General features: G+C 57.0%; 23 protein-coding genes. 10 read left to right on the forward strand and 13 right to left on the reverse strand.

What is annotated here, in order from left to right; genetic code table 11:
* Window positions 1–53 precede the first annotated feature (53 nt).
* Both C3451_RS06985 and tesA read right to left on the reverse strand, forming a co-directional pair.
* Window positions 54–863 (reverse strand): SDR family oxidoreductase, encoded by an 810-nt coding sequence (locus tag C3451_RS06985; RefSeq protein WP_087878403.1) that lies wholly within the window; start codon window positions 861–863, stop codon window positions 54–56.
* On the reverse strand, window positions 844–1,476 hold the full coding sequence (gene tesA, locus C3451_RS06990; RefSeq protein WP_003858933.1) for a multifunctional acyl-CoA thioesterase I/protease I/lysophospholipase L1: 633 nt from the start codon (window positions 1,474–1,476) through the stop codon (window positions 844–846). The genes C3451_RS06985 and tesA overlap by 20 nt, the downstream gene beginning before the upstream one ends.
* Here tesA and ybbA point away from each other — a divergent pair.
* From ybbA to C3451_RS07005, 3 genes are all read left to right on the forward strand, one after another.
* Window positions 1,447–2,133 carry a putative ABC transporter ATP-binding protein YbbA gene (ybbA, locus tag C3451_RS06995; RefSeq protein ID WP_045621270.1) on the forward strand — a complete coding sequence of 229 codons (687 nt, stop codon included), beginning with the start codon at window positions 1,447–1,449 and terminating at the stop codon, window positions 2,131–2,133. The genes tesA and ybbA overlap by 30 nt on opposite strands.
* A complete protein-coding gene (gene ybbP / locus C3451_RS07000) occupies window positions 2,130–4,544 on the forward strand; it encodes a putative ABC transporter permease subunit YbbP (RefSeq protein ID WP_045621271.1) in 2,415 nt (804 codons plus the stop codon). Before ybbA ends, ybbP begins: the two co-directional genes overlap by 4 nt.
* Window positions 4,545–4,726: 182 nt before the next feature.
* Window positions 4,727–5,872, forward strand: coding sequence for a porin (locus C3451_RS07005; RefSeq protein ID WP_045621272.1), 1,146 nt, complete (start codon window positions 4,727–4,729; stop codon window positions 5,870–5,872).
* A gap of 122 nt (window positions 5,873–5,994) precedes the next feature.
* Here C3451_RS07005 and mnmH read toward each other — a convergent pair whose 3' ends face one another.
* The 5 genes from mnmH to ppiB form a co-directional block, all read right to left on the reverse strand.
* Window positions 5,995–7,065: a tRNA 2-selenouridine(34) synthase MnmH gene (mnmH, locus tag C3451_RS07010; protein ID WP_038415556.1), complete on the reverse strand. Its 1,071-nt coding sequence runs from the start codon at window positions 7,063–7,065 to the stop codon at window positions 5,995–5,997.
* Between the two features lie 84 nt (window positions 7,066–7,149).
* Window positions 7,150–8,217 (reverse strand): 5-(carboxyamino)imidazole ribonucleotide synthase, encoded by a 1,068-nt coding sequence (gene purK / locus C3451_RS07015; RefSeq protein WP_023299480.1) that lies wholly within the window; start codon window positions 8,215–8,217, stop codon window positions 7,150–7,152.
* Entirely contained in the window at window positions 8,214–8,723 is a 510-nt protein-coding gene (gene purE / locus C3451_RS07020) for a 5-(carboxyamino)imidazole ribonucleotide mutase (RefSeq protein ID WP_023299481.1), read from the reverse strand. The genes purK and purE overlap by 4 nt, the downstream gene beginning before the upstream one ends.
* Before the next feature lie 118 nt (window positions 8,724–8,841).
* Entirely contained in the window at window positions 8,842–9,564 is a 723-nt protein-coding gene (gene lpxH, locus C3451_RS07025) for a UDP-2,3-diacylglucosamine diphosphatase (protein WP_038415557.1), read from the reverse strand.
* 3 nt (window positions 9,565–9,567) lie between these two features.
* On the reverse strand, window positions 9,568–10,062 hold the full coding sequence (ppiB, locus tag C3451_RS07030) for a peptidylprolyl isomerase B (protein ID WP_000256009.1): 495 nt from the start codon (window positions 10,060–10,062) through the stop codon (window positions 9,568–9,570).
* A 175-nt stretch (window positions 10,063–10,237) separates the two neighbouring features.
* Here ppiB and cysS point away from each other — a divergent pair, with 175 nt between their 5' ends.
* Window positions 10,238–11,623, forward strand: a complete 1,386-nt coding sequence (gene cysS, locus C3451_RS07035; protein WP_023305609.1) for a cysteine--tRNA ligase — start codon at window positions 10,238–10,240, stop codon at window positions 11,621–11,623.
* Between the two features lie 85 nt (window positions 11,624–11,708).
* Here cysS and C3451_RS07040 read toward each other — a convergent pair whose 3' ends face one another.
* From C3451_RS07040 to folD, 5 genes are all read right to left on the reverse strand, one after another.
* Window positions 11,709–12,233: a metal-dependent hydrolase gene (locus C3451_RS07040; protein WP_045307898.1), complete on the reverse strand. Its 525-nt coding sequence runs from the start codon at window positions 12,231–12,233 to the stop codon at window positions 11,709–11,711.
* A 73-nt stretch (window positions 12,234–12,306) separates the two neighbouring features.
* The gene (malI, locus tag C3451_RS07045; RefSeq protein ID WP_045621274.1) at window positions 12,307–13,323 is read right to left on the reverse strand and encodes a Mal regulon transcriptional regulator MalI; all 1,017 of its coding nucleotides are present in this window, start codon (window positions 13,321–13,323) and stop codon (window positions 12,307–12,309) included.
* Between the two features lie 83 nt (window positions 13,324–13,406).
* A complete protein-coding gene (locus tag C3451_RS07050) occupies window positions 13,407–14,906 on the reverse strand; it encodes a PTS transporter subunit EIIC (RefSeq protein WP_045621275.1) in 1,500 nt (499 codons plus the stop codon).
* A gap of 281 nt (window positions 14,907–15,187) precedes the next feature.
* Window positions 15,188–15,400, reverse strand: a complete 213-nt coding sequence (ybcJ, locus tag C3451_RS07055; protein ID WP_022647303.1) for a ribosome-associated protein YbcJ — start codon at window positions 15,398–15,400, stop codon at window positions 15,188–15,190.
* 2 nt (window positions 15,401–15,402) lie between these two features.
* Window positions 15,403–16,269 carry a bifunctional methylenetetrahydrofolate dehydrogenase/methenyltetrahydrofolate cyclohydrolase FolD gene (folD, locus tag C3451_RS07060; protein ID WP_008499332.1) on the reverse strand — a complete coding sequence of 289 codons (867 nt, stop codon included), beginning with the start codon at window positions 16,267–16,269 and terminating at the stop codon, window positions 15,403–15,405.
* A 310-nt stretch (window positions 16,270–16,579) separates the two neighbouring features.
* Here folD and fimA point away from each other — a divergent pair, with 310 nt between their 5' ends.
* The 6 genes from fimA to sfmF all read left to right on the forward strand — a co-directional run bounded on the left by fimA (window position 16,580) and on the right by sfmF (window position 22,586).
* Window positions 16,580–17,143 carry a type 1 fimbrial major subunit FimA gene (fimA, locus tag C3451_RS07065; RefSeq protein WP_022647305.1) on the forward strand — a complete coding sequence of 188 codons (564 nt, stop codon included), beginning with the start codon at window positions 16,580–16,582 and terminating at the stop codon, window positions 17,141–17,143.
* Window positions 17,144–17,212: 69 nt separating this feature from the next.
* Window positions 17,213–17,755 carry a type 1 fimbrial protein subunit FimI gene (fimI, locus tag C3451_RS07070; RefSeq protein ID WP_023305613.1) on the forward strand — a complete coding sequence of 181 codons (543 nt, stop codon included), beginning with the start codon at window positions 17,213–17,215 and terminating at the stop codon, window positions 17,753–17,755.
* Between the two features lie 34 nt (window positions 17,756–17,789).
* Window positions 17,790–18,482: a type 1 fimbria chaperone FimC gene (gene fimC / locus C3451_RS07075; RefSeq protein ID WP_022647307.1), complete on the forward strand. Its 693-nt coding sequence runs from the start codon at window positions 17,790–17,792 to the stop codon at window positions 18,480–18,482.
* A 14-nt stretch (window positions 18,483–18,496) separates the two neighbouring features.
* On the forward strand, window positions 18,497–21,055 hold the full coding sequence (locus C3451_RS07080) for a fimbrial biogenesis usher protein (protein ID WP_038415566.1): 2,559 nt from the start codon (window positions 18,497–18,499) through the stop codon (window positions 21,053–21,055).
* Window positions 21,048–22,055: a type 1 fimbria D-mannose specific adhesin FimH gene (fimH, locus tag C3451_RS07085; protein ID WP_022647309.1), complete on the forward strand. Its 1,008-nt coding sequence runs from the start codon at window positions 21,048–21,050 to the stop codon at window positions 22,053–22,055. Before C3451_RS07080 ends, fimH begins: the two co-directional genes overlap by 8 nt.
* A gap of 9 nt (window positions 22,056–22,064) precedes the next feature.
* Window positions 22,065–22,586 carry a fimbria assembly protein gene (gene sfmF, locus C3451_RS07090; protein ID WP_023299488.1) on the forward strand — a complete coding sequence of 174 codons (522 nt, stop codon included), beginning with the start codon at window positions 22,065–22,067 and terminating at the stop codon, window positions 22,584–22,586.
* Window positions 22,587–22,636: 50 nt separating this feature from the next.
* Here sfmF and fimZ read toward each other — a convergent pair whose 3' ends face one another.
* Complete coding sequence (gene fimZ / locus C3451_RS07095; protein ID WP_045621276.1) at window positions 22,637–23,269, reverse strand: fimbria biosynthesis transcriptional regulator FimZ; 633 nt, start codon at window positions 23,267–23,269, stop codon at window positions 22,637–22,639.
* Window positions 23,270–24,016: the final 747 nt, after the last annotated feature.

Genomic DNA, 24,016 nt, shown 5'->3' on the forward strand with positions numbered 1-24,016 from the left:
ATTCTCTTTTATCGGTTTACTCTTTACATGGGGGTAAGCGTCGTCGCTTCAACTCAACCCTGCAAAATTTTGTCCATCATCCGCCCCGGCAGCAGGCGTTTTAACCAGCCGACGGCATGGGTCACCAGCGTCACCGGATAGCGCATTTTAGGGGTATCGCTCTCAAATGCGTGGCGCACTTTGGCAACCACGGCTTCTGGCCCAAGCGTAAAACGCGCCGCGATACCGGGATTTTCGACCGGTTGGTCCGCCTGCGTCTGGTTAACGTTTTCCGTAAAGCGGGTGCGGATGGGGCCCGGTTCAATCAGGCTGACCTTAATGCCGCTGTGGCGCAGCTCCATGCGCAACGCATCGGACCAGGCTTCAAGCGCATATTTACTGGCAGCGTAAGCCCCGCGTCCCGGCGTGGAGATCAGGCCCATCACCGAGGAGGTCATGACAATCCGCCCTTCGCCGTGCGGCAGCATGGCGGGGAGAAGGCGCATGGTGAGCTGATGCGCCCCAAAAAAGTTTGCGGAGAACTGCTGCTCCAGCTGTTCCCGCGAGAGGGTCTGTAGCGGGCCGTACACGCCGTAGCCCGCATTGTTAAACAGACCGTAAAGCCGGTTGTTGGTCAGGGCGATAACCTCATCGGCGGCCTGCTCCACGCTCTCTGGCGAATCGAGATCCAGCAGAATGCCGGTAAATCCCAGCCCTCGCATGCGTTCGACATCTTCGGGTTTGCGGCAGGCCGCCAGCACCCAAAACCCCTGACGTTTCAGTTCAAGGGCGCTCTCAAGGCCAATTCCGCTGGAACATCCTGTTATTAAGACCGATTTTTGCATAACTTTACCTGTCAGGTTCTCAGCTGTTTGACGAGTCATGTTTTACTAAAGGAGCCAGCCGGGTTGCCATCCAGTCGGCAATGAACGGCTGGGCATCGCGATTGGGGTGAATGCCATCATCCTGCATCCACTGAGGTTTCAGATAGACCTCTTCCATGAAAAATGGCAGCAGCGGAATATCAAACTCTTTGGCAAGCTTAGGATAGATCGCGCTAAACGCCTCATTATACCGACGGCCGTAGTTAGCGGGCAGGCGAATTTGCATCAGCAGCGGCTGGGCGTTAGCAGCCTTAATGGTCTGCAAAATAGTCCGCAGCGTTTGCTCCGTTTGCTGTGGCTGGAAGCCGCGCAAACCATCATTACCGCCCAGTTCGACCAGCACCCAACGCGGTTGATGCTGCTTAAGCAGGGCAGGCAGGCGCGATAAGCCTTGCTGCGACGTATCGCCGCTGATGCTGCCGTTAACGACAGACGCCCGGGACTGCCATTTATCATTGAGCAGGGCGGGCCAGGCCGCACTGGCGGCCATACGATAGCCCGCGCTCAGGCTGTCGCCCAGAATCAATAACGTGTCCGCAGCCGCCGCGCGGAAGGTCATCAGCATCAAAAACAGGAAGGGCAAATGCCAGCGGAAAACATTGTTGAAGTTCATTGTCTTAAGAAGTCCGTCGGTCAGGGAGAACACGAGCTTTCCATCCTCACCGGAGTTGAACTCATTGTCAAACGTGCCGAAACCATCGCCCTGATTGGCGAATCCGGTTCCGGTAAGTCCACGCTGCTGGCCATTCTCGCCGGGCTGGACGATGGCAGCAGCGGGGAAGTGAACCTGGTCGGCCAGCCCCTCCACGCGCTTGATGAAGAGGCGCGCGCCGCGCTGCGTGCCCGGCATATCGGGTTTGTCTTTCAGTCATTCATGCTGATCCCAACCCTCAACGCGCTGGAAAACGTTGAGCTGCCCGGCCTGCTGCGCGGTGAAAATACCCGCGAAAGCCGCGATCACGCCAAAGCGTTGCTGGAACAGTTGGGGCTGGGAAAACGTCTCGACCACCTTCCGGCACAGCTTTCCGGCGGTGAGCAGCAGCGCGTGGCGCTGGCCCGGGCGTTTAACGGGCGCCCGGAAGTGCTGTTTGCCGATGAGCCCACGGGCAATCTCGACCGTAAAACCGGGGACAAAATTGCCGATCTGCTGTTTTCCCTCAACCGCGAGCATGGCACCACGCTGATTCTGGTTACCCACGACCCGCAGCTGGCCGCCCGCTGCGACCGCCGCCTGCGGCTGGTGAACGGTGTTCTTCAGGAGGAAGCATGATTGCCCGCTGGTTTTGGCGCGAATGGCGCTCGCCCTCGCTGCTGATTGTCTGGCTGGCGTTGAGCCTGGCGGTGGCCTGCGTGCTGGCGCTCGGCAGCGTCAGCGATCGTATGGAGAAAGGGCTTAGCCAGCAGAGTCGGGAATTCATGGCGGGGGACCGGGCTCTGCAAAGTTCTCGCCCCGTGCCGCCGGGCTGGATTGAGGAAGCGCGCAAAGAGGGGCTGAAGGTGGGAGAGCAAATCACCTTCCAGACCATGACCTTTGCGGGCGACACGCCACAGCTTGCCAGCGTAAAAGCCGTGGATGACATCTACCCGATGTATGGTGACTTACAAACCAGTCCGCCGGGGCTAAAACCGGCCTCCGGTTCGGTATTGCTGGCTTCGCGTCTGATGGCGCTGCTGAACCTGAAACCCGGCGACAGTATCGACGTCGGCGACGCGACCCTCAAAATTGCCGGGGAAGTGGTGCAGGAGCCCGACTCCGGATTTAATCCGTTCCAGCTCGCGCCGCGCCTGCTGATGAACACCGCTGATGTGGCGAAAACCAACGCCGTCCAGCCGGGTAGCCGCGTCACATGGCGCTATAAGTTTGGCGGGACGCCTGCTCAACTGGAGGCGTACGAAAAATGGCTCCTGCCGCAGCTCAAGCCGGAACATCGCTGGTACGGGCTGGAGCAGGATGACGGGGCGCTCGGCAAATCCCTCGAGCGTTCTCAGCAGTTTCTGTTGCTGTCGGCGCTGTTAACCCTGCTGCTGGCCATTGCGGCCGTTGCCGTGGCAATGGGGCACTACTGCCGCAGCCGTTACGATCTGGTGGCGATCCTCAAAACTCTCGGCGCGGGCCGGGCACAGCTGCGCAAGCTGATCGTCGGCCAGTGGCTGATGGTGCTGGCGCTGTCGGCTCTGACCGGCGGGGCGATAGGGCTGCTGTTTGAAAAGCTGCTGATGGTGCTGCTCAAACCGGTCCTGCCCGCTGCGCTGCCGCCTGCCAGCCTCTGGCCGTGGCTGTGGGCCATCGGCGCGATGACGACGATCTCCCTGCTGGTGGGGTTACGCCCCTACCGTCTGCTGCTCGCCACCCAGCCGCTGCGCGTGCTGCGCCGGGATGTGGTGGCCAGCGTCTGGCCGCTGAAGTTCTATCTGCCGGTGATTATTGCGGTGGCAGTCGGGCTGTTGGCCTGGCTGATGGGCGGCAGTACGCTGCTGTGGGCGGTGCTGGCGGGCGCGGTGGTGCTGGCGCTGCTGTGCGGCGTGGTGGGCTGGCTATTGCTCAATCTTCTCAAAAAGCTGACGGTGAGATCGCTGCCGGTGCGGCTGGCGGTTAACCGACTGCTGCACCAGCCGTGGTCTACCCTCAGCCAGCTCTCGGCATTTTCGCTGTCGTTTATGCTGCTGGCGCTTCTGCTGGTGCTGCGCGGGGATCTGCTGGATCGCTGGCAGCAGCAGCTTCCGCCGGAAAGCCCGAACTATTTCCTGATCAACATTGCTCCCGAACAGGTGACGCCGCTGAAGGGGTTCCTGTCTGAGCATCACATTATTCCGGAATCGTTCTATCCGATCGTGCGCGCCCGCCTGACGCAGATCAACGGCCAGTCCACGGAGGGAAATAAGGATGAATCGCTCAACCGCGAGCTCAACCTGACCTGGCAGGCGAAACGTCCGGACCATAACCCGATCGTTGCCGGCACCTGGCCGCCGAAAGCGGGGGAAGTGTCGATGGAGGAGGGGCTGGCGACACGCCTGAACGTGAAGCTCGGCGATAGCGTGACCTTTACCGGTGATACCCAGGATTTCACCGCCAAAGTCACCAGCCTGCGCAAAGTGGACTGGGAAAGCCTGCGGCCAAATTTCTTCTTCATCTTCCCGCCGGGCGCGCTGGACGGACAGCCCCAGAGCTGGCTGACCAGCTTCCGCTGGGAAAACGGCAACGGCATGCTGACGCAACTGAACCGGGAATTTCCGACGGTGAGCCTGCTGGATATCGGCGCGATCCTCAAACAGGTCGGGCAGGTGCTGGAACAGGTGAGCCGCGCCCTGGAGGTGATGGTGGTACTGGTGACCGTCTGCGGCCTATTGCTGCTGCTGGCGCAGGTGCAGGTCGGCATGCGTCAGCGTCATCAGGAGCTGGTGGTCTACCGCACGCTGGGGGCCAGTAAACGGCTGCTGCGCGCCACGCTGTGGAGCGAATTTGCCCTGCTCGGGCTGGTGGCGGGCCTGGTGGCGGCCATCGGGGCGGAAACCGCACTGGCGGTGCTTCAGACGAAAGTCTTTGATTTTCCATGGGAGCCTGACTGGCGGCTGTGGTTAACGTTGCCCGTCTGCGGCGCGGTGCTGCTGTCCCTGTGCGGTGGCTGGCTCGGGACGCGGCTGTTGAAAGGTAAAGCGCTGTTCCGCCAGTTTGTCAGCTAGTTTACTTGCGTGATGATGACGCACCGGCATTTCTGCTGGTGTGTCATCGCTTAATAGCACAAATCGTTAATACCCATGCATTTAGTAGCACAAAACATTAAAAACCCGCCCACACAGCCCGAATTTTTCCGGTTAATATTCACCAGCTAAATATTTAGCAGCGTGTCTATCAAGGAAAAATAATGACTATAAGAAAAACAGCGCTGGCGACAATGATCGGCGCAGCAGTGGCATTGGCTTCTTTCGCATCTCAGGCGGAAATCACCCTTCTGAAACAGGATCCGCAGGCGGGAAACCCGCTGAGCCGTCTGAACTTCACCGTTGGCGGCAGCATCCGTCCTCAGTTCCAGAACATGACCGGTGATGACGGCAAAAACGGCTACAAGCGTAACGGTTTTGACGGCGGTACCCGTTTCCGTTTCGCGGCAGACTACTACCTGTTCGATGACATCAGCTGGATCACCTACTACGAGCTGGGTGTGAACATTCCGGCGCAGTTTAACTGGGATAACCACTACGCCGACGGCGCGCACGATACTTCACGCCGTATGCTCTACACCGGTCTGAAGAGCGACACCTGGGGTACGCTGACCTTCGGCCAGCAGAACAGCGTGTACTATGACGTGGTGGGCGCAAAAACCGATATCTGGGACTACGACATGATTGGTCAGGCGTCGGGTAACGGGATCAACGGCGACTACGACGGCTCTTACCGTTCACGCCAGATGCTGAAGTACAAGAAAACCGTGGGCGATGCTGACATCTACGCATCCTATCTGTTTGAAGACAGCGAATACCTGCCGGGCAACGGCCTGCGCTACAAGCGTAAAGGCGGCGGTTCACTGGGTATCGATTACCACCTGACCACCGATCTGACCTGGGGCGCAGCGTGGAACTACACCCGCGCGGACATGCGTAATCCGGACAACGGCGACAGCAAATCCTACGACCAGAACATTCTCGGCACCGCACTGAGCTGGACGCCGGATAACTGGACCTTCTCCGCAGGCGGCGGCTGGTATCAGAACTTCATGACCACCAAAAAAGTGTCCGTTAACGACTACTTCGCCGGTGATGCATGGGGTATTGAATACTTCGCAGGGTACAAATTCCCGGTCGGTCAGTATGCGGTGAAATCCATTCAGCCTTACTTCATGGGCGACCGCATTGAGTACGTGAACGGCCGTAACTACCAGCGCATCGACAACGGCGTAGGTATCAGCGTCCAGCTGGACTACGGTTTCCGCGTGGATTACGAACACGTGTTCACCTCCAGCACCGACAACCTGGGCGACATGAACCTGGTGCGTCTGCGTTACGACTTCTAAGTTGTCATGTAGGGTGCGGCCTGATGCCCTCACCCTGACCCTCTCCCACGGGGAGAGGGAAAAAACATTAAAAACGGCAACCCAGGTTGCCGTTTTGCTTTTACCTCGCCACCCGGCTTTTTTCAGCGATCAAGCCACTCGGCAATTTCTTCGTACGTCCCGCGAAAAACAATCTTCTCCGCTTTCTTCTCCAGCTGATAGCCGTACATCGGGTCGTAATAGTCCTTCAGCAGCGGCACAAGCCAGCTGAAGTGCGCGTCAGTGCTTCCAGAGCGCTGTTGTTCCAGCAGCGCGGAATCTAATAGCGCGGTAAATTCCGCGAATCGTTGCAGCCCCAGACGACGGCGGATGGCGAACAGGCCGTGATGCAGGTATTCGCTGTAGGCTTTCCAGCCCGCTTCTTCACCGTAGGCGGCAAAAAAGTCGGCCCACATGTGGTCGAAATACTCTTCGCGCAGGCGCTCAAGACGGATCTCAAACGGATCTTCGACCACAACGACAGGCGCTTCCGCCATGCGGTCGCGCAGGCACTCCGGCAGGTGGTTAGAGCCAATCATCCGGCCCTCATCCTCCAGCACCCAGCGCGCGGCATCTTTTTTTAGCAGCTCGACGGCAAGGTGATTCTCGAAGCTCGCCTGAGAAAGTTGCGGGGTGAGCGTGCGGCCAAATGACGAGCCGCGATGGTGCGCCAGCCCTTCCAGATCGATGCCCTGCGCATGCTGCTTCACCAGCAGCGTTTTGCCGTTTCCGGTACAGCCACCGATAAGCACCATCGGTTTTTGTGACTGCTCAATCGTCACCTGAATTGCCGTCTGGCGCAGGGCCTTATAGCCGCCGCGGATCAGCGGATAATCGATTCCCGCCTCTTTAAGCCAGGCCTGGGAGATATGTGAGCGCTGGCCACCGCGCGCGCAGCAAAGGTAGCCCTCAGGATGGGCCAGGCTGGCTTCGCGCCAGGCGTTGATGCGCGCCTCTCGCGTCTCGCCGTTGACCAGGCTATGGCCGAGCGTCAGTGCGGCGTCAGGACCCTGGCGTTTATAGCAGGTGCCGACGGCGGCACGCTCGTCGTCGTTCATTAAGGGCAGGTTGAGTGCGGCGGGCATCGCACCCTGGACAAATTCGATCGGCGCGCGAACGTCGATTAAAGGGGTATCGGACGCGAGGATCGCGCGATAGTCCGTTCCATCGTTCATGGTGGTTCCAGAAGAAAGCTAAGCAGCAATGGGCGGGAATTGTACGCCGGGGAAGGGGAAGGTCAACTCCCCGGCGGGGGTTACTTACTTCAGTTTTGACTGCGCCCAGACAATCCCGCTCGCGTATTCTGGCGGCAGCAGGGGAACAATCGCTTCCAGCGTGGCGCTCAGGCGGTCCGTGTCGGTATCGTTCAGGTTCAGGTGGCCGACCTTACGACCCGGGCGCACCGCTTTGTCGTACCAGTGCAGGTGCACCAGCGGCAGCTTCAGCCAGTCGTAGTTCAGATCGGTGCCGATCAGGTTGATCATCACCGACGGGCTGGTCACCACCGGCTGCGGCAGCGGCAGGTCAGTGATGGCGCGCAGGTGCAGCTCGAACTGGCTGATGGAGGCACCGTTTTGAGTCCAGTGGCCGCTGTTGTGCACGCGCGGCGCAAGTTCGTTGATCAGCAGACCCGATGGCGTGACGAAACACTCCATCGCCATTACGCCCACATAGCCCAGCTCATGCATGATGGCAGAGAGCATCTCTTCCGCCTGCGCCTGCTGGTCAGCATTGGCCTGCGGGAAGGCGACGCTGGTGCGCAGAATCCCGTCCTGATGCAGGTTATGCGTTAGCGGGTAAAAAACGGTGTGCCCGTCATGCCCGCGCGCGCCCACCAGCGACACTTCACCGCTGAAGTTTATGCCCTGCTCAACGATGCACTCGCCGTAGCAGTCGTCCGGCAGCTCGGCGGTGTCGTTCGCACGCAGGCGCCACTGCCCGCGACCGTCGTAGCCGCCGACACGACGCTTCACGATCGCCAGATCGCCCAGCATGGCGAAGACGTCATTCCACTCGCTTTTGTCGGACAACAGCTGCCACGGCGCGGTCGCAAGGCCGAGCTTGTCGAACAGCTGCTTTTGCGTCAGACGGTCGGCGATGATCGGGAAGACGTCGCGGTTCACAAAGGCGTTATGGCGCGCCAGCTCGCGGGTCAGGGCGGTTTCCGGCCAGCGTTCAATTTCGGCGGTGATCACGCTCTGATGGAACGGCACGGCTTCCGGCTCGGCGTCCAGCCCGACGGGCCAGACGGCAATACCCAGCGGCTCACCGGCCTGACGCAGCATCCGGCCAAGCTGACCATTACCAAGAACGCAAACCTGCTTCATGCTGCACCCCGCGGATCCGGGTTATCCAGCACCTCGTCGGTCTGGGCTTTACGCCACTCCGCCAGACGTTGATGTAAGTCATTATCATGCGTCGCGAGGATCTGCGCGGCCAGCAGGGCGGCATTTGCGGCACCCGCCTTACCAATCGCCAGTGTACCGACAGGGATACCGCGCGGCATCTGGACGATAGAGTACAGGCTATCAACCCCGCTTAACGCGGCGCTTTGCACGGGAACACCCAGTACCGGCACCAGGGTTTTGGCGGCAATCATGCCCGGCAGATGTGCTGCGCCGCCCGCACCGGCAATGATCACCTCGTAACCGTTCTCTTCGGCGCTTTCGGCGAAGCTGAACAGTTTATCCGGCGTACGGTGCGCGGAAACCACTTCGACGTGGTGCGGAACATTCAGGATTTCAAAGATTTCGGCGGCGAACTGCATGGTAGCCCAGTCGCTTTTGGACCCCATCACGATGGCGACACGCGCCGGATTATTGCGGGAAGACATGCGTCTTAAAACTCCTGTGGTGCGGAACACACTGCTTTCGAGGGCACAGAGAATAGCATGTAATACCGGCAAGGAAAACGGTTGCGTGGTCGTGAAATGGGCGAAAAAACGAGGAGGGTTAGAACGGGAAGGCGATCAATTCCACACCTTCCGGCGTGACTTTGACCATCGATCCTTCGCTGTGCCAGGCGCCTAAAACCACGCGATGGGCGGGCTCGCCGTTGGCGATAAGGGAATGCACATCGGGACGATGGGTATGGCCGTGGATCAGCCACTGAACGCGATGCTTCTCCATCACCTTCACTACCGCCTGCGGGTTGACGTCCATGATGGTCATCGATTTGCTGCTATTGGCGGCCTTGCTGCCCGCGCGCATTCTGGCGGCGATGCGGTTGCGAATAAACAGCGGCAGGGCGAGGAACACTTTCTGGATCCACGGGGTATGAACTTTGGCGCGAAACGCCAGGTAGCCGGTATCGTCAGTGCAGAGCGTGTCGCCGTGCATGATCAGAATATTGCGGCCATAGAGGTCAAGCACCTGCTCTTCCGGCAGCAGCGTCATGCCGCTCTCGCGGGCGTAGCGCTGGCCGATCAGGAAATCACGGTTGCCGTGAATGAAATAGCAGGGGACGCCGGAATCCACCAGCGCTTTAATGGCCGCTGCCATCTCACGGTGCAGCGGGTTCGGATCGTCGTCGCCTATCCAGGCCTCAAACAGGTCACCCAGAATGTACAGCGCATCGGCGCTTTTCGCTTCACCGCGTAAAAAACGCAGAAAACCGGCGGTTATCGCCGGTTCTTCTGTTTGCAGATGCAGATCCGCAATAAAGAGTGTCGCCACGAATTACTCGCTGACGGTCACGCTTGTGATCACAACGTCTTCTTTAGGAACGTCCTGGTGCATACCGCTGCGGCCAGTAGAAACGGCTTTGATCTTGTCGACCACGTCCATGCCTTCAACCACTTCTGCGAATACGCAGTAGCCCCAGCCTTGCAGGCTTTCGCCAGAGAAGTTCAGGAAGTCGTTGTCCGCCACGTTAATGAAGAACTGTGCGGTAGCAGAGTGCGGGGCCTGAGTACGGGCCATTGCCAGCGTACCGCGGGTGTTTTTCAGGCCGTTGTTCGCTTCGTTTTTGATCGCTTCTTTCGTCTCTTTCTGGCGCATGCCAGGCTCGAAACCGCCGCCCTGGATCATAAAGCCGTTGATCACACGGTGGAAAATAGTGTTGTTGTAGAAACCTTCGCGGCAGTAGTCCAGGAAGTTTTTAACTGTTTCAGGCGCTTTGTCATCAAAGGTTTTGATTACGATATCGCCATGATTAGTGTGGAAAGTAACCATTTTTGCATCCTGTTCCGTTATTGTGGTGCATCGACCCGTGCTCGGGTCACATATAGGGGCTTGTTATAGCATAACCACAGGACACGATCACCTTGCATTGTGTGCTGACCGTGCTCCGAATTATGGGTATTATAAGGAACAAACAATCCACACACGTGTTTACATGGAATCTTCGATGTTAAAAATCTTTAATACAATGACGCGCCAAAAAGAGGAATTTAAACCTATCCATGCCGGGGAAGTCGGCATGTACGTGTGTGGTATTACGGTTTACGATCTCTGTCATATCGGCCATGGCCGTACCTTTGTCGCGTTCGATGTGGTGTCCCGCTACCTGCGCTTCCTGGGCTATAACCTGAAGTATGTGCGCAACATCACCGACATCGACGACAAAATCATTAAACGTGCTAATGAAAATGGCGAAAGCTTTGTCGCGCTGGTGGATCGCATGATCGCCGAAATGCACAAGGATTTTGATGCCTTGAATATTCTGCGCCCGGATAGCGAGCCGCGTGCGACCCACCATATTCATGAAATCATTGAGATCACCCAAAAGCTGATCGAGCGCGGTCACGCCTATGTGGCGGACAACGGCGACGTGATGTTCTCGGTGCCGACGGACCCAACCTACGGTGCGCTTTCCCGCCAGGATCTGGACCAGCTCCAGGCCGGTGCACGCGTGGACGTGGTTGACGTGAAGCGTAATCCGATGGACTTCGTGCTGTGGAAGATGTCCAAGGCGGGCGAACCGAGCTGGCCATCCCCGTGGGGCGAAGGGCGCCCGGGCTGGCACATTGAATGTTCCGCAATGAACTGCAAACAGCTGGGCAACCATTTCGACATTCACGGCGGCGGTTCGGATCTGATGTTCCCGCACCACGAAAACGAAATCGCGCAGTCCACCTGTGCTCACGGCGGCGAGTACGTGAACTACTGGATGCACTCCGGGATGGTGATGGTTGACCGCGAGAAGATGTCGAAATCGCTGGGTAACTTCTTCACCGTGCGCGACGTGCTGAAGTATTACGACGCGGAAACCGTGCGCTACTTCCTGATGTCCGGCCACTATCGCAGCCAGCTGAACTACAGCGAAGAGAACCTGAAGCAGGCGCGCGCTGCGCTGGAGCGTCTGTATACCGCACTGCGCGGCACCGACAGGTCTGTTCCGGCCGCTGGCGGCGAGGCGTTCGAAGCCCGCTTCGTTGAGGTCATGAACGACGACTTCAACACGCCCGAAGCCTACTCCGTGCTGTTCGACATGGCGCGTGAGGTTAATCGCCTGAAGTCAGAAGATATGGCGGCGGCGAATGCGCTGGCGTCTCATCTGCGTAAGCTCTCTTCCGTGCTCGGCCTGCTGGAGCAGGACCCGGACGTGTTCCTGCAAAGCGGCGCGCAGGCGGACGACGGTGAAGTAGCGGAAATTGAAGCACTGATTAAAGCGCGTCTGGAAGCGCGTCAGGCGAAAGACTGGGCGGCGGCGGATGCGGCTCGTAACCGTCTGACCGAGATGGGTATTATTCTGGAAGATGGCCCGCAGGGCACCACCTGGCGTCGTAAGTAAGTCCGTAATGCCCGGTGGCGTTTACGCTTACCGGCCCTACAGGTGAAAGTAGGCCGGGTAAGGCGCAGCCGCCACCCGGTTTTTTTTACCTTCTCTTCTTCCACCATAATACTCCCATCAGCACGATTCCCGGCAGCCACACCCACAGCAGTTCCGAGATAATCACCTGATGCCCGTACGGCGTGGTATAGCGCGACAGTGCAAACGGCGCGACCTTAATCACCTGCCACGGTGCAAAGAAGCGCTCATCTGACCAGGGCCACAGCCAGCCGACGCCTTTCCCGCCGGTGGTAATCGAATCCAGCAGGCTGTGCGACAGCAGCGACACGGTTAAAAACAGCCAGCAGCGCGACAGGCTGGCCCGGAACCATCGACGCCCAGCCAGCACGCAAAGTATGGGCACTACCAAGGCAAACAGCAGCGAATGAGTGAAACCGCGGTGGCCGAAAATATTCCCGTAGGCGACACCGAATTTAAACGCCAGTACGTCAGCGTCAGGCAGCATGGCGAGGACGATCCCGGCAAACAGCAGGCGGGGTGGGATGACTTTGGTTCCGAGCCCTAAGCCCAGACACAGAGGTACGGCAGCGTGGGTGATAACGGTAGGCATTGCATTTATCCATGGCAAATCATGGAAATATAGCAGTCATCTCGCGCTAAAAGACCCATGCTAAATTCTGAATTTACGCCGATTCCCGCGCGATAAGCTGGCCGGAGAGGGTAATACGCTGCGTTTGCAAATCCGGCTCCTTCAGCCTGCGGATCATCAGCCCTGCCGCCTGGCGGCCGGTCTCTTCACTGGCAGACGAAACGTAAGTCAGTGACGGCGACGTGAGATTAACGTGGAGCATATCTTCAAAACCAATCAGCGCCACCTGCTGGGTTAAAAACACGTCTTTGCCCACCGTGCGCCCCACCTGGTGAATGCCGGAGATCGAACCGATCATCGCGTCCGGCGAATGGCAGAGCAGGGCGGTAATCGTGTTGTTCTTCTCCAGCAGCTGGCGAGTCGCCATGGCCGCCGCCTGCGTGTCATCGGTGCAGGCGGGTGAATATTCTTCACGCCAGACCAGGCCGTTCTGCGTCATCGCGCTGCGAAAACCGAGCAGGCGCTGCTCGCGAATACGGCACCCGTCGCGCCCGCCAATGTAGGCGATGGTGCGGTGCCCGCGCTCGATAAGATAACGCGCGGCCAGGTTCGCCGCCTGGCGGTTATCGCGCATCACCAGATTGCATTTCTCTTCCAGCAACGACTGCGAAACCGACACAAGCGGCAGCGGGCATTGGCGAATGTGTTCCGGGAGAGAGGCGGCGCGGGTGTCCGACGCCAGGTAGATGACGCCCGCCACGCCCTGCTGCTTAAATGAGAGCAGGGTACGCTCAAGATGTTCGTCATCGTTCAGCGGCTGACCGAGAAAAACCATATAACCCTGTTTCTCCAGCTCCTGAACGATGCTCGCCATCACTTTGATGGAAAAGCTGTCGCTGAAGTCCCGCAGGATCAGGCCGATTAAGTTGGAGGTGTTGGCGCGAAGGTTGGCAGCGGCGACGTTATGAACATAGCCCAGCGTTGTGATGGCGGCATTGACCTTCCCGATCGTCGCCTCTGAGATCTTCCCTTTCTGGCGCAGCACCAGCGACACGGTAGAAACCGACACGCCCGCATGCTTTGCAACATCAATAATGCTGACTTTCTTCAAAACCGCTCCCTGAAATTTACCGATTATCAGCCAGATAAGAGGCGTACCCCAGCGTACAGGAGACGCCTCCTTCAGGCATCTTATTATTTGCCAATCATCGTGGACATGGTCTGGGCGATAAACTGTGCTCTGGCCCCGAAAATCACCTGTATCCCGTTGTCGCCAACAAACACCACGCCGCGCGCGCCCAGCCCGTTCAGCCCGTCCCGGTCCACCGCTTCGCTCTTCGTAACTTCCAGACGCAGACGCGTGATGCAGGAGCCGACAGAATCAATGTTCTGCGCACCGCCCAGCAGGCCGATGATTTCGGTTGCAAGTTCGGAATCGGACTTGTCATTCGCGCTGGCGGTCACTTCGGTGCGGCCCGGCGTTTTCACGTCGAAACGGCGGATCACGAAGCGGAAGGTGAAATAGTAAATCAAGGCCATTGGGATACCGATGATAATGGCGCTCAGGAAGTTGGTCTGATAGCCGTTAAACGACGGCAGGATCCCGAACGACAGGTAGTCGATAAAGCCCGCCGAGAACGACTTAGCGATGTGCGCATGCAGCAGGTACATGGTCATGTACGCCAGGCCCGCCATGATGGCGTTGAAGACGTAAAGGATTGGCGCCACGAAGATAAAGGTGAACTCTACCGGCTCGGTGATGCCCGTCAGGAAGCAGGTGAGGGCGGCGGAGAAGAGAATACCGGCCGCGATTTTCTTATTCTTCGTATGCGCTTCATGGTACATCGCAAGGCACGCCGCAGGCAGCGCGAACAGCATCAGCGGGAACTCGCCCTGCATGAATTTCCCGGCGTTCTGGTAGGTATCGCTGCTGAAGGATTTCACCCCCTCTTCGAGCATCTTGAACCAGATGGTCTGGTCGCCGTGGATCACCTGACCCGCCTGGGTAGTGTAATCCCCGAACGAATACCAGAAGGAGGGATACCAGATGTGGTGCAGGCCGAGCGGGATCAACGCGCGCTCCACCAGCCCGAAGATAAAGGTCGAGGCCGCCTGGTTATCGCCGTTCACCACCACGGACAGGGCGTCGATCCCGGACTGAATATGCTGCCACACGTACGGCAGCAGCAGGCCGAGCAGGAACGACAGAAATGCCGTCGCAATCGCCACAAAACGCTTCCCGGAGAAGAAGCCGAGGAATTCCGGCAGCTGCATGGTGTGGAAGCGGTTGTAGCACCAGGCCGCGAGAATACCGCAGATCAGGCCGCCAAAGACGCCCATCTGCAACGTCGGAATGCCGACGACCATGGCGTATTTCCCGCCCTGGAAGGCCATTTCCGGCGTAATGCTCAGCACGGTGCTGATGGTTATGTTGGTGACAAACACCGAGACCGCCGCAGAGAGTGCCGCAATGCCGGATTCCGAAGCCAGACCGACGGCAGAGCCGATGGCGAACAGCATCGGCAGGTTATCAAAGATAACCCCGCCGGCGTTCATCATCAGCGGCAGGTGGAACTTATCGCCGAAGGCCAGCAGCAGGCCCGCAGCGGGAAGCAGTGAAATTGGCAGCATTAAGGCGCGACCAATCATCGATAACTTAGACAGCGATTTAACAAACCCTGATATCAGACTCATGCTGATTTCCCCCGAGTAGCGCTTTTTCGCGCTGTTATTGTAAGTAGAACGTTTTAGTAGAACGTTCTACTTATCGTGGGGAAAGTCTGAAAATCGCGCAACATAATTTTCACGTTTCGCCAGAGGGAATAGTGATTATTTGAAGTTGATCGATAATTAACCGTGATGGGTGTGAGGGGATTGTGAGAGAAATTGCCGGGTGGCGGCTTCGCCTTACCCGGCCTACAAACGGAGACAGTACGTAGGCCCGGTAAGCGCAGCGCCACCGGGCATCAGACAGCTCAGGCCGTCACGGTCACGCTCTGACCTGCAAAGCTCACGGTCTGGCCCGCGACAATTTTGCAGCGCTTGCGGGTTTCCACCGTGCCGTCTACTTTTACCTGCCCGTCGGCGATGACGATTTTCGCCTGCGCACCGCTTTCGCTCCAGCCTTCCAGCTTCAGCAGATCGCACAGCTCAACGTGCGGATGTTTACCTAAAGAAAAAGTTGCCATGATTACGCGTCCTCTACGTCGTGATACTCCTCGCACGCCTGCAAGGTATTCTGAATCAGTGTTGCGACCGTCATCGGGCCTACGCCGCCCGGGACCGGAGTAATATAGGATGCGCGCGCTGCGGCATCTTCATACACCACGTCGCCAACCACTTTGCCGTTTTCCAGACGGTTAATACCCACGTCCACGACGATTGCGCCCTCTTTGATCCACTCGCCCGGAATAAAGCCCGGCTTGCCGACCGCAACGATCAGCAGATCGGCGTTTTCGACGTGATGACGCAGGTTTTTGGTGAAGCGGTGGGTGACGGTGGTGGTGCAGCCCGCCAGCAGCAGCTCCATGCTCATCGGGCGGCCCACGATGTTGGAGGCGCCAATCACCACGGCGTTCAGGCCATAGGTGTCGATGTTATAACGCTCCAGCAGCGTCACGATGCCGCGCGGGGTGCACGGACGCAGGCGCGGCGCGCGCTGGCACAGGCGGCCCACGTTATACGGATGGAAACCGTCAACGTCTTTGTCCGGCGCGATACGCTCCAGCACCTTCACGTTGTCGATGCCCGCAGGCAGCGGCAGTTGAACCAGAATGCCGTCGATCTCTTTATCGGCATTCAGGGTGTCAATCAGTTCCAGCAGTTCTGCTTCGCTGGTGGTTTCCGGCAGATCGTAAGAGCGGGAGACGAACCCCACCTCTTCACACGCTTTGCGTTTGCTGCCGACATAAATTTGCGAGGCCGGGTTGCTGCCAACCAGCACTACGGCCAGCCCTGGAGCGCGTTTTCCGGCAGCTTTACGCGCCTTCACTTTTTCCGCAACCTCAGAGCGCACCTGCTGCGCAATCGTTTTACCGTCAATAATCTTTGCTGCCATCAGAGAGAAGATTCCGTCTGTAACGTTAGAAAGGGGGGATTACCTGTATTTTGTCAGAAGCGAGCGCCGCTGTCAGTCACCCTTTACGAGATTTCATCGATGGCCCGCAAAATCCCTTTTCAGTGCGTGGTCAATTTCTTAGGGGCGATTAGGATGTGACCTGGCAAAATGGCAGCGTTTTGACATATTACAAAATAGATTCCTGAGCTACTTTGTCCTCTCCGAAATAAGCCTTCAATTTTTTAATTGAACGTATTTCTTATTCCCGAATATGCGCGGGAAGGGTTATTTACATTTTAAAGGAATAGACATGAAACTCAGCAACATTGCTTCTACTGTTATTGCAACTCTGGCCCTGGTCGCGGGTGCCGCTCACGCAGAAGATCCGGTAGCACCTGTATCTGTAAACGGTGGTACGGTGCATTTTAAAGGTGAATTAGTGAATGCCGCGTGTTCAGTGAATACTGACTCTTCAGAGCAGACGGTTAATCTCGGCCAGTACCGTACCGCGAAATTCACTAAAGTGGGTGACACCACCTCCAATATTCCCTTCACCATCGAACTGAACGACTGCGATCCTGCGGTAGCGAAAACCGCTGCTGTCGCGTTTACCGGCCAGATCGACGCCACCGACAAAACGCTGCTGGCGGTAAGCTCCGGTAACAACGACAACTCCGCGAAGGGCGTAGGCATTGAGATCCTCGACAGCAAATCCTCCACGCTGACCCCGGACGGTGCAACCTTCTCTGCGGCGCAGAACCTGATTGAAGGGACTAACACCCTGAACTTCACCGCGCGCTATAAAGCCACGGCGGCGACCACCGCGCCGGGCCAGGCAAACGCGGACGCAACATTCGTAATGAAATACGAGTAATGCCTGAGTACAGGGATGTGGCTGGCCTCAGGGAAGAGGTCTTTTGATCGCCTATACCGGGAGCGAAGGATGACAAGGACTGGGATACTGCTGTGTGCCCTTGCGATTGCCTCAGCGGTAAACGCACATACCGTTGTCATAGACGGCGGCAAAGTACACCTCAGGGGAGAGCTGGTTAACGGCGGCTGCGCCGTGGCCCCGGACAGCCAGAATATGCGCGTGGATATGGGGCAATACCGCACAAACGCCTTTTCCGGCGTCGGCAGCTTTTCCACGGTTAATGTGCCTTTCACCGTACGTCTGCTGGATTGCAGCGTGGACGTCTCCCGCACCGTGGGGATCCAGTTCCAGGGAGTGACACCGGCAGAAGACCCGCAGGTTTTCCTGGCGACATCGCGGCCGGGGGAAAATGCGGTCAGCAGCGGTGTCGGACTGGCGCTTTTTGACGAACAGCAACGTCAGATCATCCCGAACGCGACGGCAGTGAGCTGGTTACCCATTAACACCCGCGAGCTGGTATTTCATTTCAGCGCCCGCTACCGCGCTATTTCCGAACACCTTGTACCAGGCACTATTCAGTCGAATGTCTGGTTTACGTTGATTTATCCCTGACGCCTGCGAACTAATTATTAAAGGTACGGTTGTGATGAACACCCTGATTAAACCTGGACTGTTTTTAACTTTTATTTTGATGATGGTTTCTGCCAGCGCGAATGCATCCGGCGGAATTGCGCTAGGCGCGACGCGCGTTATTTATCCGGCCGATGCAAAACAAACGTCGCTGGCGATCACCAACAGCAATAAACAAGAGCGCTATTTAATTAACGCGTGGATAGAAAATGCCAACGGGCAAAAGGAAAAAACCTTTGCCGTCACGCCGCCGCTGTTTGTCAGCGAGCCGGCCAGCGAAAACACCCTGCGCATTATCTACGCAGGCCCGGCGCTGCCTGCCGATCGCGAATCACTCTTTTACATGAACGTCAAAGCGATTCCCTCCGTCAGCAAAAAACATCAGGACGGCAACAACGTCCTGCAACTGGCCATTCTGTCACGCATCAAGCTGTTTGTTCGCCCGGCTAACCTGGCGATGCCGCCGGAAGAGGCGCTCTCACAGCTGCGTTTTGAGCGCGTCGGCAACCATCTTAAGGTGAGCAATGCCTCGCCGTATTACGTCACGCTGGTCAATCTGAAGCTCGGCGGTCAGACGCTGGAGAACCTGATGGTTGCTCCTAAAAGCTCGGCGCAGCAGGTGCTGCCTGCCGCAGCGAGCGGCACGCTCTCCTGGCAGAGTGTGAATGACTACGGTGCCATTACGCCGGCGCGTAGCGTCAGCCTGTGAGCAGAGACAGGGCGATGAACACTCAATGGCGTTACTGCCCGGTTGCGCTGGCACTGATGGCAACGCTCTGGCCACACGCTGGCTGGGGCGAAAGCTACTTTAACCCGGCGTTTCTCTCCGATGACGCGGCGAACGTGGCGGATTTGTCGCGTTTTGAGAAAGGCCACCAGCAGGCACCGGGCGTCTATCGCGTCGATATCTGGCGTAACGATGAGTTTATCGGCACCCAGGACGTGCGGTTTGAGCAAGCCGACAACACGCCGCCGGTCGCGGGCGGTTTGTCGCCGTGCATTACGCGCGCGATGCTCGATCGCTTTGGCGTCAATATCGCCGCCTTCCCGGAACTGAGCAACGTGCAGGGCGAGACCTGCGTTCCGCTCACCACGGCTATTCCGGGCAGCGAAACGGCGTTCAACTTCGCCTCGTTGCGCCTTAACGTCAGTCTGCCTCAGGTGGCGATGCAAAACAGCGCCCGCGGGTATATTCCGCCTGAACAGTGGGATGAAGGCATCCCCGCCGCGCTGCTGAACTACAGCTTCACCGGCAACCGGGGCAGCGACGACGACAGCTACTATCTGAACCTGCAAAGCGGGTTGAACTATGGCGCCTGGCGATTACGCAATAACGGCGCGTGGCGTTATACCGAAAGCAACGGCCAGCGGCACAGCAGCTGGCAAAATATTGGCACCTGGGCGCAGCGTACGGTCATTCCGCTAAAAAGCGAGCTGGTGCTCGGCGACAGCAACACCGGTAACGATGTCTTCGACAGCGTCGGTTTTCGCGGTGGTCGGCTCTATTCGTCCGACAGCATGTATCCGGACAGCCTGCAAGGCTACGCGCCTACCGTACGCGGAATCGCCCGCACCCCTGCCAAAGTGGTGATCCGCCAGAACGGATACGTGATTTACCAGAGCTATGTGCAGCCGGGGGCTTTTGCGATAACTGACCTTAACCCGACCTCCTCAAGCGGTGACCTGGAGGTGACGGTGGAAGAGAAGGACGGCAGCCAGCAGCGCTACACCGTCCCGTATTCCACCGTTCCGTTGCTTCAGCGTGAAGGACGCTGGAAATACGATCTGGTGGCAGGGGACTATCGCAGCGGCAACAGCGAGCAGGACACGCCGTTCTTTACTCAGGGTACGATGATTGCGGGTCTTGCCGACGGCTACACGCTGTACGGCGGAACGCAGCTGGCCTCGCGCTATACCGCCATCGCCATTGGCGCGGGAAAAAACCTCGGTGACTGGGGGGCGGTGTCACTTGACCTCACCCATGCCCGCAGCCAGCTTGCCGATGACAGCCGCCATGAAGGGCAGTCTCTGCGGTTCCTGTATGCAAAATCCCTTAACGGATTCGGCACCAACTTCCAGCTGCTGGGCTATCGCTACTCGACCAAAGGCTTCTACACCCTCGACGATGTGGCCTGGCGCACAATGGAAGGCTACCAGTATGGCGACGATCAGGACGATGACGGCGTGCCGGACGTGCAGAGCTATCACAACCTGACGCTGAATAAAAAAGGACGTTTCCAGCTCAATATCTCCCAGTCTCTTGGCGATTACGGCTCGGTGTACGTGTCGGGCAGCCAGCAAAGTTACTGGGGCACCAGCGAGTCCAACGTCTGGTATCAGCTCGGCTACGCAGGCGGGGTGAAAGGGGTCAGCTACGCCTTATCCTGGTCATGGAACAAGGCCGTCGGCATTGAAGGAACTGACCGGATCGCCTCGTTTAACGTCTCCGTCCCGTTCAGCCTGTTCACCCGTCACGGCTACCGTCGCGATAACGCGATCGACCGGGCCTATGCCACGGCCTCAGCCAGCCGCAACAGCGACGGTGATACCAGCTGGCAGACCGGGATCAGCGGAACGCTGCTCCAGGATCGTAACCTGAACTACAGCGTCACGCAGGGTCACACCAGCAATAACGGTGCCAGCGGCAGCGCCAGCGCTAACTGGCAGGCAACGTACGGTACGCTGGGCGTGGGCTACAACTACACGCGGGATCAGCACGACCTCAACTGGCAGCTCTCCGGCGGCGTGGTAGGGCATTCAGACGGCATCACATTCAGTCAGCCGCTGGGCGATACCAACGTCTTGATCAAAGCGCCGGGCGCGTCAGGCGTGAGCGTCGAAAACCAGACCGGCGTCAAAACAGACTGGCGTGGCTATGCGGTGATGCCGTACGCCACGGTGTACCGTTACAACCGCGTGGCGCTCGACACTAACACCATGAGCAACAACACCGACATTGAAAATAACGTTTCCAGCGTCGTGCCGACGAACGGTGCGCTGGTGCGCGCCAGTTTTGACACCCGCATCGGCGTGCGTGCGTTGCTCACCGTGAAGCGTGATAACCAGCCTGTGCCGTTTGGGGCGGTGGTGCGTGAGACGCAGAGCGGCGTAACCAGCATGGTGGGCGATGACGGGCAGATTTACCTGAGCGGGCTGCCGCTGAGCGGGGAACTGCTGATTCAGTGGGGAGACGGGAAGCAGTCCCAGTGTCGTGCGCCCTACAGCCTGCCAGAACAGAGCCTGCAACAGGCGATCACACTTAAGGGGATCCGCTGTGAATAAAATCCATTATCTGGGGCTATCCCTTCTGGCATTTTTGCCGCTATCTGAGGCGTTCGCCACCGTCTGCGTCAATGAAAATGGCGTGCCGACGGAGGTGTATTACGACCTGACGGATAAATTCAACAGCTCCAATAACCAGGTGGGGCAGATTGTTACACTCAGCGAGAAGTCCCAGTGGGTGGGCGTCAACGCCGTCTGCCCTAAGGGAACGTCCGGGAACACCACCAAGCGTAGCTATGTGACCGAATTCCCGGTCACAGGCACCAGCGATGGCTACCAGTATCTGAAGCTAAACGACTATCTGGACGGGGCGATGAAAATCACCGACAGCTACGCTGGCACGTTCTATCCACCCAGAAAGTACATTCAGATGGGGAGCCATCCGAACGTGTCTAAAAACAAACCGTTTGGTGTACAGGATTCCAGCCTCGTCTTTCGGCTTAAGGTGACCCGACGCTTTATCAATATGGTGGTGATCCCCCGGGCAATCATGTTCCGGGTTTACGTCACCACGACCTCCACGGATCCGCTCACCACGCCGGTTTATACCATCAGCTACAGCGGGACCATTCAGGTGCCTCAGAGCTGTGAGATTAATGCCGGAAATGTGGTGGAGTTCGATTTCGGAGACATCGGCGCCTCTCTGTTCAGTAAAGCGGGCATCGGAAATAAGCCGGAGGGGATCTCAGCGCAAAGCAAAACCATCGGCATAAAATGCACCAACGTCGAGGCGAACGCCATGCTCACAATGCGTGTTGAAGCGGAGAAGGTTTCAGGCAGTACGCTGGTCTCTGATAACGCGGATGTGGGTTTTGTGATTGCCAACAGTAATGGTGTGCCGCTGACGCCGAACAACCTGACCAGCAAAATCCCGTTCCGTCTGGACGATAGCGCACAGGCACAGGTGGGGATCCGCGCGTGGCCTGTCAGCGTGACCGGTAAAAAACCTGCCGAGGGGCGTTTTACCTCTCGCGGCTATTTACGCGTCGACTATGACTAAGGAGCAGGTATGCGAAACGGAATGCGGTATTTAGCCGTCGCGCTCTTTGCGCTTTGCTCCCCTGCGCACGCAGAGACGGCGCTTGGGGAAATTAACATTCAGCTCTATGGCAATATCGTGGATTTTACCTGCGTGGCGGAGGGGGACGACAGCAATAAAACCGTCACGCTCGGCACCTGGCCCACGAAACAGCTCCGCACAACGGGAAGCCGGACGCAGCCTGTACCGTTCACCCTGAAGCTGACCGGATGCCCGCCGGGGGCGGCTTCGATCACATTTACGGGGAAGATGGACGGGCATGATAACAGCCTGCTGGCGCTGAATGATGCCAGCGCGGCCAGTAACGTGGCCGTGGAGATCCTCGACCGGGATAAAACGCGCCTCGCGTTGCAGCAGGCCAGCCAGACGGTGTCGGTGGATGCGCAGGGAAATGCCGAACTGTCGTTTTATGCCAATTATATCGCCACGGCGGATAACCCGCAGCCGGGCCGGGCTGATGCCGATGCAACTTTCATGATTAATTATAATTAATCGTATCCCCTCTCCCTGTAACGGTTATATGTTGCAGGGAGAGGGAAGGATTACAGTAATTCGTGCGCTTTCGCGTAATCAATTAATTCAACGATACTTTGTACGCCCAGCTTGGAAAAAATATTAGACTTATGGGCGCTAATTGTTTTGTTGCTAAGTAATAATTGATCCGCAATCTCCTTATTAGATAATCCGTTCGCCAGATATCGCAGAACCGTCACTTCACGATTCGATAATGGCATATCCACAGCGGCGCCTGTCCGGGAGCCTATATGGTTTATAAAACTCAATGTTTCTGACGGGAAAAAAGAATAGCCCGTCAGTATCATTTCCACCGCGTTATAAATTTCCCCCAGATCTTTCCGCTTACTGACAAAACCATTTGCCCCGGCGCGGATGGCGCGCCCTGCGTAGAAGGCTTCAGATTTCGAAGAGAGGAAGAGAATCTTAATCTCTTTATTTAAGTTTCTGATTCTTTTCAATAATACGAAGCCGTCCGTGCCTGTCATTTCGATATCGAGAATGACCAGGTCGATGGGGTGGTTGCGTATACAGTCAAGCACTTCGTGGCTGTCGCCTGACTTCAGTTTGACCTGGATGTTTTTATTTTTCTGTAGCAGGACTTCTATCGACATTCTGACGATAGGGTGTTCGTCCATAATGATAACGGATGCCGGTTTCATTTTTTATGCCTCAGATTGTTAAAAGCGTTATGCTGAGTTTTGTTAAAACTCTCGAAAAGCCGGAAGGATAATTACGCAGATCCTTGTACGGTAGATCCCTGGGAAGAGCGAAAGCATCCTTGTTTACGTAGTGGTGATATCAATGCCTGAGCGCAGTTATCTCATAAGGCTGTTATGGCAAAATGATTTTTCTTATTCGCGTGTCAAACACGTCTTATTATACCGTTTAAGTATTGTCCGAAAAGCCTGTAAATTAATGTCCATATATTGATGATTATTATCTTCTGTATCTGAATCGCTAACTTTTTAAAATTAGCAAAAATGTCCTGATATTGCATTTACCACACAGTTTCATCTTTATGTAATAACAAAAAATAAACGATCTTACTGTATGTTGATCAAATGTTAACAATACGCAGGTCGTGACAAAATGTTTTCCGCCTGTCCGCTACCTCTGATGTCCGCTCTTTAGCGCGTCATCGCCTCATTTCTAACACCTCAGGCCAGGAGGATGATCCCTTCGTCAAAACAGCACTATCTGCTGTTTTCTTCACCTCTCATCGCTTTTATTTACAGATAAATCGCTTGTTTTTACACCATTATCATCCTGTTAACGGAAACGTCAGAAACTTAACGCATGGATAAAACGACTCTCGTTTAGCGTACAGGCAGCATTTCGCATGGTTTAAGTTGAAGAATTAGGAATAGTTATAAAATCGAAAGTTTTGTTAAAAAACACAAAAAATT

It is taken from the genome of Enterobacter sp. 301B, from assembly GCF_003850715.1.
In the GTDB taxonomy this organism is placed as follows: Bacteria; Pseudomonadota; Gammaproteobacteria; order Enterobacterales; family Enterobacteriaceae; genus Enterobacter; species Enterobacter intestinihominis.

Coding starts and splice junctions, on each gene's coding strand:
- C3451_RS06985 (WP_087878403.1), bottom strand. CDS start 863: ATGACTCGTCAAACAGCTGAGAACCTGACAGGTAAAGTTATGCAAAAA.
- ybbA (WP_045621270.1), top strand. CDS start 1,447: ATGCCAGCGGAAAACATTGTTGAAGTTCATTGTCTTAAGAAGTCCGTC.
- tesA (WP_003858933.1), bottom strand. CDS start 1,476: ATGAACTTCAACAATGTTTTCCGCTGGCATTTGCCCTTCCTGTTTTTG.
- ybbP (WP_045621271.1), top strand. CDS start 2,130: ATGATTGCCCGCTGGTTTTGGCGCGAATGGCGCTCGCCCTCGCTGCTG.
- C3451_RS07005 (WP_045621272.1), top strand. CDS start 4,727: ATGACTATAAGAAAAACAGCGCTGGCGACAATGATCGGCGCAGCAGTG.
- mnmH (WP_038415556.1), bottom strand. CDS start 7,065: ATGAACGATGGAACGGACTATCGCGCGATCCTCGCGTCCGATACCCCT.
- purK (WP_023299480.1), bottom strand. CDS start 8,217: ATGAAGCAGGTTTGCGTTCTTGGTAATGGTCAGCTTGGCCGGATGCTG.
- purE (WP_023299481.1), bottom strand. CDS start 8,723: ATGTCTTCCCGCAATAATCCGGCGCGTGTCGCCATCGTGATGGGGTCC.
- ppiB (WP_000256009.1), bottom strand. CDS start 10,062: ATGGTTACTTTCCACACTAATCATGGCGATATCGTAATCAAAACCTTT.
- cysS (WP_023305609.1), top strand. CDS start 10,238: ATGTTAAAAATCTTTAATACAATGACGCGCCAAAAAGAGGAATTTAAA.
- C3451_RS07040 (WP_045307898.1), bottom strand. CDS start 12,233: ATGCCTACCGTTATCACCCACGCTGCCGTACCTCTGTGTCTGGGCTTA.
- C3451_RS07050 (WP_045621275.1), bottom strand. CDS start 14,906: ATGAGTCTGATATCAGGGTTTGTTAAATCGCTGTCTAAGTTATCGATG.
- ybcJ (WP_022647303.1), bottom strand. CDS start 15,400: ATGGCAACTTTTTCTTTAGGTAAACATCCGCACGTTGAGCTGTGCGAT.
- folD (WP_008499332.1), bottom strand. CDS start 16,269: ATGGCAGCAAAGATTATTGACGGTAAAACGATTGCGCAGCAGGTGCGC.
- fimA (WP_022647305.1), top strand. CDS start 16,580: ATGAAACTCAGCAACATTGCTTCTACTGTTATTGCAACTCTGGCCCTG.
- fimI (WP_023305613.1), top strand. CDS start 17,213: ATGACAAGGACTGGGATACTGCTGTGTGCCCTTGCGATTGCCTCAGCG.
- fimC (WP_022647307.1), top strand. CDS start 17,790: ATGAACACCCTGATTAAACCTGGACTGTTTTTAACTTTTATTTTGATG.
- C3451_RS07080 (WP_038415566.1), top strand. CDS start 18,497: ATGAACACTCAATGGCGTTACTGCCCGGTTGCGCTGGCACTGATGGCA.
- sfmF (WP_023299488.1), top strand. CDS start 22,065: ATGCGAAACGGAATGCGGTATTTAGCCGTCGCGCTCTTTGCGCTTTGC.
- fimZ (WP_045621276.1), bottom strand. CDS start 23,269: ATGAAACCGGCATCCGTTATCATTATGGACGAACACCCTATCGTCAGA.